Below are 14,265 nucleotides of genomic sequence, written 5' to 3' on the forward strand. Positions count from 1 at the left end.
GTCTGCCTTTTAATGCGAGACCGAAACGAGCCGTTGGTCATCGGAATGTGTCGATCGTGTGGTTCCAGCATCGGTCCGAAATTGACTGTACAAGTTCCAAAGAACCGCCGCCACCTGGCGATGTCCTTCTTCGGTCCAGTGATCGTCGCGTTCCTTGTAATGACGAACCTCTAGGCGTGAGGTCAAAGATTCGTACCGAATCCCGAGTCTGGCACACATATCGCTCAGCTTACGGTCTGGCAAGCCTCGGTCTACTGGCATATGAAACGACCTTGCCACGCACATGGCCCGCATATGGGACTCGCTGATCGTTACAATAGCCGGAATGGAGAGCACGACAAGCTCCGCTCCTACCTCTCGGCAGAGGCGGCTGCCTCGGCCCAAGAGAAACTCACAGGCGTCATAAGCACGCTTGGCAAACGATGTTTCGCTGTGGAGAGCCGCAAGCAAGGCATAAACACGGCGCAATTTCACGTTGTCGCTGCATGTCCACTTGGTCGGTGAGAGATGATGGGTCACGATGTCCCATCGGCTACCTCCCTGGACCTGCCGCACAAAAGGCGTGCGATAGCCGTCTATCTCCGGAGTAAGATTATCGAACAAGTCGTTGCCAATATAGACGAACCACACAACAAGCTTCCCTTGAAGCTGAGGCGCCACTTGTTCCAGCAATAAGAGCTCCTGTACGAGGTTGTATCCGGGAGCACCGATTGTTTTGATCCGCAGGCCGGGGTTTAGATTGAAGAACGCCTTGCCATGATCGACGCCGTACCCCCATGCATGAGAATCCCCGACGACGATCACATCGCTTTCATCGATCGTGGCTCTGCCTGCCCATCCGAACCGATCCGTCACGACATGGAACACATCGTCACGGTCTTCGAGGACATGGCAATCAAGATTGCCTTTGGCTTTCCAGCCGAGCACCGGATCGAATTCAAAAATGTCCTGCCAACGTTGAACAGCAGGTTCCATCTTCCTGGCAGTCCATCGCATGAGCCCGATCGCCAGCCAAAACGGAAGCCCGATCATCAACAAAGGAGAAAGCACGACAAACGCGATTCCTGATGCGAGCAGCACTAGCCCGTCTCGACTCATGGCTTTTGACCGTTCCGCGGAAGACACAAGGCTTAAAAGAGGGTGTAGATGCCGGCAGGAAAGACACGTTCCTGTTCCGGCTCGAGCAGAGACAGAAGAAGCAGGAAAGGCAGCAACCCAATCGCCCAGCCGTTCCCGGTAGAGCGAGCCCAAGACAGATAGACCGAGACCCACGCGCGCGGCTTTGCCCCTCCGGTCTCACCCTCATACTCGTGCGGATAGTTCGCGTCCGGCAGGGTGTTGCGTGGACCCCATATTGACGCCATCTCAGTGGGCCGATCAAAAAGAAGTGATGATTTGCGACGCCCCACAATCACGAAGATCAGAAAAAAGCAGGCGGCCTTCACGGCAAGCCGAACAATACGGAAATAAAGATCCGTGACTCGAAACCACAGGCGGTACGGACCTCGCGCAACGGTCGGAACCAGAAACCCGAGGTAGCTCAGCAGTACTCCGGCAAGCACACCGGTCGCGATCCACGGGGTCCCCAATCGAGCGGCAAGGCAGCCTCCAGCAAGCAACCCGATCATTGAACACATGACGATCCAGAAGCTTTGGAGCCAGGCCCGACGCGGATGCAAAGGTAGCAGCATAAGGGACCTCAATCCAGCGCGTATTGAGCCTTATAGGTCTCGGCGTCCTCGAGCGAACCCTGCGGTTGGCTTGCCTTCAGCAGGATGAAATTCTCCACAATTAGGCAATCCATGTTGGTCGCCATGAAACACCGAAACGCGTCTTCCGGCGTACAGACGATCGGTTCTCCGCGGATGTTGAAGCTGGTGTTGATGAGGACCGGACACCCGGTCCGATCGTAAAAGCGCCGCATCAGCCGATAAAACCGCCCATGCCGCTCGGCATCGACCGTCTGAATCCGAGCGGAGTAATCTACATGCGTGATGGCCGGCAGGGTCGACCTCGGCACAGCGACCCGAATACGCAGATCCGGATCCTCCATGCGGCGTCGATCCTCTTCAGTCAGCTCCCTGCTCCATTTCTCTCTGATCGGGGCGACCAGCAGCATGTAGGGACTTTCTTGTCCTTCTTCCAGCTCGAAAATCTCGTGCGCACACTCTTTCAGGACACTGGGTGCGAAAGGCCGAAACGATTCGCGGAACTTAATCTTGACATTCATGATCTGTTGCATGCGCGGCGACCGCGGATCGCCAAGAATGCTGCGGCTGCCCAGCGCCCGCGGCCCGTATTCCATTCGACCGTGGAACCATCCCACGACGTTTTCTTGAGCGATCAGATCAGCAACCCTCGTGAGCAGTTGCTCTTCATCGGGCACATACTCGTAGACGGCTCCGACCGAGTCCAGGTACAAGCCGATCTCCTCGTTCGTGAAGGAGGGGCCGAGCAAGGAACCCTTTTGACTATCGGTCTGGCCTACCTTGCGTTCCTGCCCGAGCAAGTGATGCCACACTAACAATGCCGCTCCCAGCGCGCCGCCGGCGTCGCCAGCGGCCGGTTGAATCCAAAGATTTCGGAAAGGCCCTTCTCGCAGAACCCGTCCGTTTGCCACGCAATTTAAGGCTACCCCTCCGGCCATCACGAGGTTGCGCGAATTGGTCAATCGATAGGCATGCCTGGCAGCATGCAGCACGACTTCTTCGCAGACCACCTGGATCGAGGCGGCAATATCCATCTCTTTCTGGGTGATATCACTTTCGGGTTGGCGCGGGGGACCTCCAAACAGTCGATGGAACTTCTCGGAGGTCATCGTGAGGCCCTGGCAATAATTGAAATAACTCATATCGAGCCACAACGAGCCGTCCTGACGCAGTTCCAGGAGGTGGTCCATGATTAGCTTGGCATAGATCGGCCTGCCGTACGGAGCCAGCCCCATCATCTTGTATTCGCCGGAATTCACTTTGAAGCCGGTGTAATAGGTAAAGGCCGAGTACAACATGCCGAGCGAATGCGGAAAGCGCATTTCGTGCGTCAACGTCAACCGGTGGCCACGGCCCACGCCGATCGAGCTGGTCCCCCACCCTCCGACGGCATCTAACGTCAGGACTGCGGCCTCTTCAAACGGCGACGGAAAAAACGCGCTCGCCGCATGGGATTCGTGATGATCGGTAAAGCAGAGTTCGCCGCGAAAGTTCTCGCCAAGCCCTTCCAAAATCTCATCCCTGATCCTGAGCCGGTGCCTTGCCCAGAGGCCAATCGACCGCCGAAAAGATTGGAACCCCTCCGGTGCAAACTGCAAATACGTTTCCAGCAAACGCTCGAACTTCGCATAGGGTTTCTCATAAAAAACCGCGTAATGCAGGTCAGATGCACGGATTCCGGCAGCCTCCAAGCAGTACGTCACGGCGTGGGACGGAAACCCAGAGTCATGTTTCACGCGGGTAAATCGCTCTTCCTGAGCCGCGGCAACGATCTCGCCGTCGCATAAAAGCGCAGCGGCTGCATCGTGATAAAAACAGGAGATCCCTAACACATAGGTCGGCATGTCCCTCTTCTCCATAAGCAGGGTCGGTTGGCCTGCATCTACACGATTCCGGCCACGCCTCGCCAAGAGGTGAAAGCATCACAGATGCCTTTAAGTCCTGCCCCCAACGTCCCTCAAAACACCAGCGGAGTTAAGCGCACACGCTTCGGTGCCACCGCATGCACGGATCAGAGCATACCTGAGTCCACTCTCAAGCTTCTGCATCCATCCGCCAAGCATAAGGCAGCCTATGAGGATCGACGCATCGACTAGCCCAACAATGATCCATCCCGAACCCGGCTTTTCGGTAACGAGAGTGTGGACTCCAAGAAGGAGCGGTGCATGTAGCACATATAGACTACCGGTCCGGTCCGCCAACCACTTCGCGACGCAATAAACTGGGCGTTTGACGACCTTCCCATTGAGCAGCCACCCGCACGCCGCGAGGTGAAGCGCGAAGACGCCACCAAACACAAGATCCGTGAGGAGATACTGCATATAGCCAAGATTGCGTGCATGCGTTTCTCCCACAAGGGCTGTGAGCCTCCAGTTGAGCGCATTTCCAAGAGAGAGGGGAGGAAAACTCGACAGCAACCAGGCACCTCCCAAGACCACGCTCAACCCGTAGAGCAACCAACCCGTCCATCGAGGAACGGACCATCGGAGGACCGCCCCCAGCGCTGTTCCGAGCACAAACAGAGGGAGAGCCAGCAGAATCTAGGGCCCTGCAAGTCCCGCTATCAGAACCAGCACCGCAATCGAGGTCTTTCTGTCCAGGTAGTGCCATGCAGCGACAAACGCGGTGAACCAGGCTATGTATCCCATGAACCACAGGGGTGGATTGGCGGCTGGTTCACAGTGTAAAAACCAAACCCTGTTCGCGAAAGTGAGGGTCGCAGCACTACAAACGAGATCGGAGGCTTGAGGTGGCACCGGAGGATGGAACGTTCGGCCTAATGCCGCCAGCAGATACGGCAGTGCGATAGCCACAAATGTTCCCGGAATCACCAGGCTCATGAGCCTCGCAAATCTCCGGCACGCCCAGTTCTTCATCGTGACATGCTGACCAGCCGAGAGGGAGCAAGAGTCCAGAAAGGACGAAAAAGCCAACGACGAATTCCTGGCCCATATATCCCTCCAGGGGTAACGGGCCCCCAAAGGGGATTTTCACGGCATGGGTCACGAACACACCGAGAGCGAGGCCGATCCGGATTACGTCCAGGTAGAGCGACAGCGCGGGAGAAAGCGTTAATTGTCCGGATTGCTCGCCTCTCACAGCTCTCTCCGACGGAAACATTCGATCATGAAGGCCGCAGTTCGTGCTGCCAACGCCATCAAGGTTAAGGTCGGATGCGCAGCCCCTCCCGTCACGAACACACTGCTATCCGCAATAAACAGATTCGGCACATCGTGCGTTCGCCCCCATCGATCTGTTACGGAATAACGCGGATCATTTCCCATCCGACAGGTCCCCATGTAATGGATGGACGCACCTGGCTGGTGAGACCATGAGTCCAGGATTTCGGCTGCACCCGAAGCCTCCAACAGTTCGCGAATACTGTCCATCATGGCCGGTAACATTTTCAGATCGTTTCCTCGGGGTTCGCTGACGATGTGTGGAACCGGCAAGCCAAAATGATCTTTGGTAGTCCTGTCAAGGCTAACTTGGTTTCGAATATCAGGCAATTGCTCTCCCTGTGCGTACACCTCTACGACATGCCCGAACAATTCTTTGACGCGCACTTTGTGTGCTATTCCCCAACCCCCGACGCGTTTCGCGACGGCAATCGGCCATGTGTTCGCAGTCGCTACTTCAAGCAGCCAACCCCGAGCGAAGGGATTCGCCTTTCTTGTTTCGTAGTGGTCCTGGATCATGGCTGAAACGGGAACGCCCTGCCAATTTTTCAGAGGCAACGCAAATCTGGCCCGTGCTCCCGCATCCAGGTGCTCCGTCAAGTACTTGCCGACCAGTCCGCTGGAATTAGCGAGCCCCTTCGGGTAGAGACGCGAAATGCTCAACAGCAGGAGACGCGGCGTCTCGATGGCGTTTGCTGCAAGCACAACAGCTCTAGCTCTGACCTCGTGTTCACGCCCCTCTCCGTCAAAAAACACCACGCTGCGCACTCGGTTTGAAGAGTCGATCGTGATTTCACGCGCAACGCAGGATTCCAGAATTGTGACTTTGCCCGTGGCCTCAGCCTTGCGGACATACGTGACGTCCGCACTGGACTTAGCGGAGATTCGACATCCATAGCCGCACACGCCTGCTTCCACACAGGCAGGTCGGCCACCCCAGCTCTTCGTAGGAATCGCTAGAGCTGGAACGAACGGGTGTAGTCCAAGCTTTCTTGCTCCTCGGGCGATGATTTCTCCGGCTCTGGTCATAGGATGAGGGGGTGTGGGAAACGGTTTACTTCTTGGAGCATCAAAAGGATTTCGCTCGTCGCCATCTGAACCGGATATCCCCAGTTCGTATTCGACCTGAGTGTAAAACGGTTCCAGTTCCCCATAAGTGATCGGCCAATCGTCCGCCACACCGTCCGCGCTTCGCACGCGAAAGTCGGATTCGTGCAATCTCGGTGAGACCCCCCAACTGACCACCGTGGTACCGCCGATACCCTTCACGCGGATATAACGAAATCCCTGCGGTCCGGCGGTATACAGATCTCGGCGGGGATCTTCCGGCTCAAATACCTGCCACGCTCCAACTGGGAAATCCGGTCGATCCGAACGATAGTCCCGTTCAGGATTGAAGCGCCGGCCAGCGTCGAGCACGATGACGGACAGTCCAGCTTCGCCCAATTCCTTGGCTACGACCGATCCGCCGGCTCCGCAGCCGATGACGACAACGTCCAGTGGATCACCGTGAAGGTGGACGTGAACCATAACATCCATCAAGCCGGATTCTCTGACAAGTTGCAGCTAGGAGGCTTCAGGTACCCCAACGGAAAAGGGGGCCCATCATATCCGAGCCACGCCCAGGCGACAGGACTGCTATAGAAGTGCGCTAGTACGTCAGATTGCAGCTGCCTCCAAAATTCGAGCGTCGAGCCAAGCCCTCCCCATTTGACGTAATACCAATAGTAGGCTTTTCCGCGGATTCGACTGACGAGTGAGCCCGTTTCCAGAAACATCGTCCGATGAAGCTCATCCAGAAATGACAGCAATTGATGTCGTTGATCAATCCGCAAGCTGGTGACACCAAAACCATAGCGCGAGCGGGCAAGTTGATCGATTTCTGAAAGTCCAGTTTGGTATGCAACCCGTAACGCAGGGTTATGAGCCAGTGACTCGGCGATTCGATCAGCCACCGCAGCCTGAGTGGCTCCGGGACCTTCCTTATTTGAAGGGATAATCCCATCTGCTAAAACTCTAAGTGTAGAAACTTCCATATCTGTCAGTACGGAATTTACCGCAGTTAGGTTGCCCTGAGTTGTCGGTCCCCATATTTCCGGCTTCTTTGAAGGCTCTAAGGAAAGCTTCTTCTCTGCTTTCACTAAAAAAGATTTAAGCACTAACACGCCCCAAAATGACCAGATCGTGAATTTTAAGGCTTGCCGTCGTGTCAACCAGAAATCGAAATGCATCACCGGTAGAGCACTATAAGCCGAAGAGGGCCCGCATTCAGATGAATAGTCAAACCTTCACGGCCTGAATCGCAGCGGCACGCGAAGGGAGAACCGACAATTCAACGAATGGGTGAGGAGCAATTCCGCGGACCGCTTGGAAATACCGCGTTTGAAGGGCGCTAAAGATTGGCGAATCCGGTGACAAGGGACGACCTTGAAACGTTTTCACAATAGTCAATTCTGCGAGAGTTCCTGCGAGGGCAATCTCGTCCGCAACAATGAGTTCGGTTCGGTCGATGGGCCGGCGAACAAAGGGGATTCCCATTGATTCTGCCAATGCCTCGACGATGTCGACTGTAATGCTCTCCAGTGCCCCCTCCGTCGGCGGAGGTGTGTAAACAACACCGTCACGAACTATCAATATACACGCTCCTGTCGCCTCGGCGACTCTCCCCCATTGATTAAGGAGAACCATTTCTTGACAACCCAAAGCGCGTCCTTCAATTCTTGCTAACCGTCCTACTTGATAATTGGTGCTGGTCTTGATCCGAGCAGGAAGCGAATCATCAGTACTCCTTCGCCACGTGCTCACACCTAGATGTACTGGTTGCGGGACCTGTTTCGCTTGGTGATACGCCGTCACAACGAGGTCGGAAACCGTTCCCTCCCCCCAGTGGCCTTCCGTCACATAGAGTGTGGTTCTCGCCCACATGTCTTGATCCGGTTCTGCGAGCGAGCTCATAAGCTTGTCGATCGCATTTAGGTAGGACTCAAAATTCCAGTGGCATGGGATGTGCAACAGACGCGCCGATCGCAGCAAGCGATCATAGTGACGTTGCAGCATGACGATTGCGAATCGGCCATCAGGCTGCCAATATCCTTTTATTCCTTCGAATACATTGAGCCCCCTGGTAACAGCCTCACATCCGACGTGTAGCACAGCTTCGTCCCATGAAATCAGTTTCCCACCCATGAACACGAACTTGGGCCGCTGAAGCTGAATCACTGTGTCCTCCTTATGGCCACGGACAGTCCTGCCCACTCTGAGAGCAGTCATTGCCTGCCGTGGACGCTTGGAAGGCACTGGGAGTGGAGGTCACGGCTGTCGCCATTTCAGCACTGCTCTCGCTAAGTCTTTGGGGGTACCTATATCGACATAGGCCTCATGATCAAAAACTACTCCGGCGACATGTAATCCATGCCTGACGGCCGCCTGCAGCACTGCCCCTACAGGCAAGTCTCCCTGAGGATCGATGTTCTTGCTCGCAAGCGTCCCAAGGCTCCTCCTCGCTTCCTTGGACGCCAGGAAGCTATGCAGAAAGTCCGTGAATATCGGAGTCCAGACGGCGCAAATCCAGGCATACTTGAGATCGGTTTCCCTCGGCTTGAGAAGGATGGCGCGAACTCTGCCATGCTTGTCGACGTCAATCATATCCATCAGGCGGGTATCGTGAGCTGGGTACAAGCCCAGGACCACGTCGCATCCGCGGCTTGCTTGGTGCTGCAACAATCGAGCGAATACGTCATCGGGGCCAAACAGAATGTCAGGAAACCCGAAGGCGATCCGCTTTTGCGCAACGAACGGATGCGCGCGATCGATCGAGTCGGGAGGTCCGCAGGACTCTGCAATCACCACGTAGGCCAAGTCGACGCCGACGATCGTGCCGTCCCCGAAGTAAGCCGGAATGTCCCATTTCCCGTCGCGGATGACAAGAATCGCCTTCTTGATTTGCGCACTCCTGAACTTGTCGAACAGATATTCGCTGACGACTTTGGGACGAGGTTCTCCGTCCAGGCCTCTCCGATCGAAGCCGATCGGATAAAGCTCTTTGCTGCAAGGCAACGGCGCAATCCGTTTTGCCTTCCCTGCTGCAGGCACCAATCCGATCACGTCGTCAGCTTTCTGTTCTGTGCCGCCGGGATGTATGGATGGAGCATTTGGCATGCGGTTGTCGATCAATCCTTGGGCTGATACACAACCTCCCCTTGCACAGCGGTGCCGTCATCGTAGAGCGCAATCAAGTTATCCGGAACGTGAGAGAGATCGGTTGCCCGTAAATAGTCTCTCATCGTGGTACCCGTGCATTGTTCATCGGTATGCGGCGCTCCCCGCTTCGACGCCACGTCGTCCAAATGGACCACCCGAAAGTCGATGCTGAACCGCGTCTTGCCCGACGTGTTGGGTACACTGGAATGCATCTGGGCGGCAGAAAACAGGATGATCCCGCCGGCCGGAACGATCAAGCGGAGCTGGGGATCTAGCTCCATCGGTTCAGTGGCCCGTGGAAGCGGCCGCGGATCTTCCTTGAGATATTGAGCCACATGGCTGCCGCGATGTTGCTGATTCCAGAGATAATAGTTGTAGCCGCTCGAACTATTTTGAACGGGCCGATTCCAATATCGAGGATGAAACGCCATGGCATTGTCGGAACGAATGTCATAGATCGGAATCCACCAATTGATCTGACACATTGGAGCCGAGTACCACGTGTCGCGGTGCGGATGCCAGGCGTACGCGATGCCCGTCGTGAGATAGTTGTCGCTTGTCGAACTTCTCATTTTTGGCACATCAAAGTAGGTTTTTCCCAGATCGCAGCCCAGGTCGGCAAGAATAGCCTTTAAATGCTGCTTCGATTCCGGATGATGGATGAAGTGGGGCTTCAACTTTCCGAGTATCTCCGCATATTGCTCCACCGGCATGCGATATTGCGCATATTCCGGATCATGAGGAGCAAAGGCCTCGGCAATGAGATTTCGCGCAAACTCAATGAAGGCCAGGGTGCTCTTTCTCGGCGAATACACAAACAATTGACCATCGAACAGCATCAGTCTCCGGTCGTCGTCGTTCACCGGAGCATCAAAATAGACCGTGTTATTCATGACCGCGCTCCTCGGGCAAAAGTGTGGTTACCCGGCCTCCTGTGTCATCGTAGCAATCCGTGATGCGTGAGAGCCTGCGACGCCGCATGAATCGCCTCAAACGGGGTTCCGGCTCGCTCCGCGATGTCGAGCAACGAGTGCCGTCCGTCAGATAAGTTCAAGACCCACAGCAACGCCATCTCATGGAAAGCGCCTTCCTTCTGACCGCCGACGGTTCGGTAAAGGCCTCGCTTGCCAAGTTGCGGCTCACAGTACGGGTTGGTGCTCTGGCAAGTCCGATTATTTTCCAATACGCATAGAATCTTCAGGCACGTGTGCAACGTCTCTTCCAAGGCCTCTGGATGCACGAAGTCCAGATTGTCGGCTGACGTATGATACTCGGGATACTGCCCGTGCGGTGTTCTCATGAGGCAACCGACCGGCAGATTGAATCCAGGTGAGCAGTATTGCCGCTCATCATATCCATAGGGGAAAAAGTCGATGATCTGATGGGGTCTTCCCGAGTGGCGGAGCACATGAGACGTCGCACGGTCGATTTCGGCGTTCCCTTGACGGCTTCGTTTGTAGGTGATGGAGCCCGCATCCCCTACTCCGGTTAAAACCAACCCGTGCTTGATTCGGTGAACATTCTCCTGATTCCGCGACAACCACGTGATGGACCCGATCGTGCCGGGAATGAACAGGAAACGATAGGAGTATTGCCGCGAAACTAGCGCCAGTGCCTGGGCCAAAAATGTGGTGACCGCAATGCCAGACAAATTGTCGTTTCCCAACGAGGGATGACAGACGTGGCATGAAATCAGCACTTCGTCCGATCTTTCTCCGGGCAGGAAGCATTCGCCGTAGGTGAGGTGTCCTGGTTCCAGTGTGGAGTCGATACACACGTCATATTCGGCATCCGGCAAATCCAAATATTGACGATGACTCAGGCAGAAGCCCCAATTTCCATTGTAATAGGATGTTCGATAGGGAATCCAATCGGGGTGTTCAGGAATCGTAAAGAGGTGTTCTCGAAGTTCAGCGAGGCGCATTTTCTTTTTGACAGGTCGGCTGTAACCGACCACGTGCAGGTTGCATTGGTTGAAATCCACAACGCGGCGCCCGTGCTCATCTGCAATGTATGCATCCCTAATATTCCACTCGAGTGGCACGGTCCAATCGAATACCGGTGTTCCGCTCGGCACTTCATGGATTTCCATGGGAATACGATTCTTGATCAGGCGAAGAGTTCCCCGAAGCCCGTTCCCGGTGATACTTCGACAAATAGGAAACAACTCGCCGACCAATCGGTGCATGGCCTGCCCAAGGTCTGGATGGTCAAGCACTTTTTTGAGATCGACAAAATCCATCAGGCGCGAATGGGGTCTCTCATAAAGTTCGGGTAGGCCCGATCCTTTTGTGAAATCACCCTGACGTTTTCTGGCCATTGAATGCTAAATGCAGGATCGTCCCAGCGGAAACCTCTCGCGCATTCTGGAGCGTAAAACTCCGACATCTGGTAGAAGACTTCCGTATTGTCTTCCAGTGTCTGAAATCCGTGCGCGAATCGTTCGGGAATGTACAGGGCACGACGGTTCGTCGCGGAGAGAATCACTGCTATATACTGCATGTACGTGGCCGATTCAGGGCGCAGATCGACAATCACGTCATAAATAGAACCCATCGTGCACCGCACCAGCTTGGCTTCCTCATGCGGGGCCACTTGATAGTGCATCCCTCGCAAGGTTCCCTTGGTCGTGTTGAACGACACATTGCATTGAACCAGCCGTGTGGTGAGCCCACGGAGCTCGAACTCTTTCTGGCACCAGGTTCGCGCGAAGAACCCGCGCTCGTCCTCCTTGATCTCCGGATCGATAATGAACGCGCCTTTAAGAGCGGTTTCTGTAAAGATCACGAATACACCTGAACTTCGGGGATGGGAACTACGAAACGGCCACCCCAGTTGCGAATATGCGCCATTTGCCCCATGATCTCCTCTTTGAGGTTCCAGGGCAGGATGAGGAGATAATCTGGCTTCGTTTTGGTGATCTCGTCTGGCGAGCGGATCGGAATCCGAGTTCCCGGCAGAAAATGTCCTTGCTTGTGGGGACTGCGATCCACGGTGTATGACAAAAAGTCGGTACGAATCCCGCAGTAATTCAACAAGGTGTTGCCCTTCGCAGGTGCTCCATAGCCGACGACGGTCTTACCGGCACGACGCGCTTCCACGAAGAAGGAGAGCAACTTCGCTTTTACATCGATCACTTTGTTGGCGAATGTGAGGTAGTGATCTAAGGCGAGGTATCCCTTGCGAATCTCGCGAGTCCGAAGCTCCATGACCCGATCAGTTACGGGGTTGGAGCTATCCTCGGCATGACGAGCGAAAATGCGCAACGACCCACCGTGAGTGGGAATTTCCTCTACGTCGAAGATCGTGAGTCCGTGAGTGCTGAAGAGGCGCTCGACAACCATAAAAGAGAAATAAGAAAAGTGCTCATGGTAAATCGTATCAAACTGATTATCCTCCATAAGCCTCATCAGATGAGGGAACTCCATTGAGACAATGCCGCGATCGTTGAGCAGGATCTTGAGTCCCCTGACAAAGTCGTTCAGCTTTGGTACATGAGCCAGCACATTGTTTCCGATCAGTAAATCGGCCTTCCGACCCTTTTTCGCTAACTTCTGCGCGGTTTGTTCGCCGAAGAACTCCACGAGAGTGGGAATGCCCTTCGCTTTGGCCGCCTCTGCCACATTGACCGCAGGATCAATGCCTAAGACCGGGATGTTATAGGGCTGAAAGTATTGCAGCAAATAGCCGTCGTTACTCGCTACTTCCACAACTAGATGCCGGCTGTTGAGGCGAAACCGGTCCACAACCATCTCGACGTAACGGCGAGCATGGTCGAGCCATGACGTAGAGAACGATGAAAAGTACGCGTAGTCAGTGAAGATCTCGGACGGGCTGGACCACTCTTCCAGTTGTACCAGCAGACATTTGCCACAGACGTAGACATGAAGTGGATAGAACATTTCTGCATGGTTGACTTGGTCCGACTTCACATAGGAATTCGCCAGCGGGGACAAGCCGAGATCCACAAACGTGTGCTCCAAAGACGAAAGGCAAAATCGACAATTTGACCGCGTCATGGTGTTTTGCCTTCCCTGGCCAGTCAGCTCAGAAAGGCGCCTGCAGCCTGAGACGAGCGCCCTACACTCCGTGTGCGGTATTCTCCTGCAGTGACCCAAGAGGCCCATTCCAGGTTTTCCGTCAAGGCGCCCACTGCCTGTAGTCGTTTCAAAGTGTTCAACCGTATGTACTCAGAATTTCGGAACTCCGCGTCTCGAAACTGCATAGCCTCGAGCCCGTTTTTCAAATCGACGATGGCTCCCTGCAAGTCCATTTCGGGCAAAAACCCTTGTGCCAATTTCGTGAACTTATTGAAGCTGACGCGGTAGGAGCGTCTGTCTGGCTGCGCATTCTTGTTGATGATAATCTCGACATTCGAAACCATCCGTGCCACCGCCTCCGCCAATTCTTTCACCTGATAATTCCAGCTATCGCATCCGACATTGGCAGTTAAAAACTGTCCGCCGTCTCGATGATCTCTCCGAACAGCCCACTCGATCGCTCTGGCCATATCCGAGACGTGAATGAGCGGGCGCCATGGCGTTCCGTCGCTGAGAATAATGATTCTCCTGGCGGTCAAAGCGCTGGCGACAAAATCGTTCAGCACAAGGTCAAGACGAAGCCGCTCGCTCATGCCGCAAGCAGTTGAAAAGCGAAGGCAGGTGACCGTGAATCCCGAACCTGCCAGCTTCGCAAGATCCTGTTCGGTCTGTACCTTTGAACGGGCATAGGCGGTTAGAGGGTTTAACGAATCTTCTTCCTGTCGTGGTCCCCCTTCGGCTAAGCCGTATACACTGCAGCTCGATGCGAAAACGAAGGATTTCACGCCAGCCTGCTTTGCTTTTTGCGCCAGATCGATGCTGGACCGGTGATTGATGGCCAACGTCAGATCTTCGAACAAAGCTCCCATCGGATCGTTGGAAATCGCAGCCAGATGAATGACGGCGTCTGTCCCTTGCAGGATCCCTTCCGGGAAGCGCCGCATGTCGCCGAAATATTGGGCGGTAAGCGAGCATTCGGGGAAAATTGCCGGCGCGGTCAAACACTGGGCGAAGTAGCCCATGTCAAATCCGATCAGCTCAGCATCGGGAAAAACGGCACGCATGCGGCGCACGACATGAGGACCGACGTAACCCATGTTGCCGGTGATAATAATTTTCATGCTGTTCCTTTCATCT

The 14,265-nt window shown here is 54.8% G+C and carries 12 protein-coding genes; all 12 read right to left on the reverse strand.

Annotated elements, in window-relative coordinates:
• Positions 1-9 precede the first annotated feature (9 nt).
• Positions 10-1,098, reverse strand: a complete 1,089-nt coding sequence (locus ACWHTU_RS10040) for a hypothetical protein (RefSeq protein WP_447859207.1) — start codon at positions 1,096-1,098, stop codon at positions 10-12.
• A 32-nt stretch (positions 1,099-1,130) separates the two neighbouring features.
• The gene (locus ACWHTU_RS10045) at positions 1,131-1,691 is read right to left on the reverse strand and encodes a hypothetical protein (protein ID WP_447859208.1); all 561 of its coding nucleotides are present in this window, start codon (positions 1,689-1,691) and stop codon (positions 1,131-1,133) included.
• Positions 1,692-1,699: 8 nt separating this feature from the next.
• Complete coding sequence (locus ACWHTU_RS10050) at positions 1,700-3,553, reverse strand: carbamoyltransferase family protein (protein ID WP_447859209.1); 1,854 nt, start codon at positions 3,551-3,553, stop codon at positions 1,700-1,702.
• A gap of 1,251 nt (positions 3,554-4,804) precedes the next feature.
• Positions 4,805-6,334, reverse strand: a complete 1,530-nt coding sequence (locus ACWHTU_RS10055) for a GMC family oxidoreductase (protein ID WP_447859210.1) — start codon at positions 6,332-6,334, stop codon at positions 4,805-4,807.
• 92 nt (positions 6,335-6,426) lie between these two features.
• Entirely contained in the window at positions 6,427-7,119 is a 693-nt protein-coding gene (locus ACWHTU_RS10060) for a gluconate 2-dehydrogenase subunit 3 family protein (RefSeq protein ID WP_447863343.1), read from the reverse strand.
• Between the two features lie 49 nt (positions 7,120-7,168).
• Positions 7,169-8,107, reverse strand: a complete 939-nt coding sequence (locus ACWHTU_RS10065; RefSeq protein ID WP_447859211.1) for an aminotransferase class IV — start codon at positions 8,105-8,107, stop codon at positions 7,169-7,171.
• Between the two features lie 90 nt (positions 8,108-8,197).
• Complete coding sequence (locus ACWHTU_RS10070) at positions 8,198-9,046, reverse strand: nucleotidyltransferase family protein (RefSeq protein WP_447859212.1); 849 nt, start codon at positions 9,044-9,046, stop codon at positions 8,198-8,200.
• Positions 9,047-9,057: 11 nt separating this feature from the next.
• Positions 9,058-9,981 (reverse strand): hypothetical protein, encoded by a 924-nt coding sequence (locus ACWHTU_RS10075; protein WP_447859214.1) that lies wholly within the window; start codon positions 9,979-9,981, stop codon positions 9,058-9,060.
• A 44-nt stretch (positions 9,982-10,025) separates the two neighbouring features.
• Positions 10,026-11,330, reverse strand: a complete 1,305-nt coding sequence (locus ACWHTU_RS10080; RefSeq protein ID WP_447859215.1) for a DUF4910 domain-containing protein — start codon at positions 11,328-11,330, stop codon at positions 10,026-10,028.
• The gene (rfbC, locus tag ACWHTU_RS10085; protein ID WP_447859216.1) at positions 11,330-11,875 is read right to left on the reverse strand and encodes a dTDP-4-dehydrorhamnose 3,5-epimerase; all 546 of its coding nucleotides are present in this window, start codon (positions 11,873-11,875) and stop codon (positions 11,330-11,332) included. The genes ACWHTU_RS10080 and rfbC overlap by 1 nt, the downstream gene beginning before the upstream one ends.
• On the reverse strand, positions 11,872-13,107 hold the full coding sequence (locus tag ACWHTU_RS10090) for a methyltransferase domain-containing protein (protein ID WP_447859217.1): 1,236 nt from the start codon (positions 13,105-13,107) through the stop codon (positions 11,872-11,874). The genes rfbC and ACWHTU_RS10090 overlap by 4 nt, the downstream gene beginning before the upstream one ends.
• A 23-nt stretch (positions 13,108-13,130) precedes the next feature.
• Positions 13,131-14,249, reverse strand: coding sequence for an NAD-dependent epimerase/dehydratase family protein (locus tag ACWHTU_RS10095; protein ID WP_447859218.1), 1,119 nt, complete (start codon positions 14,247-14,249; stop codon positions 13,131-13,133).
• Positions 14,250-14,265 lie beyond the last annotated feature (16 nt).

This window comes from Nitrospira calida (assembly GCF_976986435.1).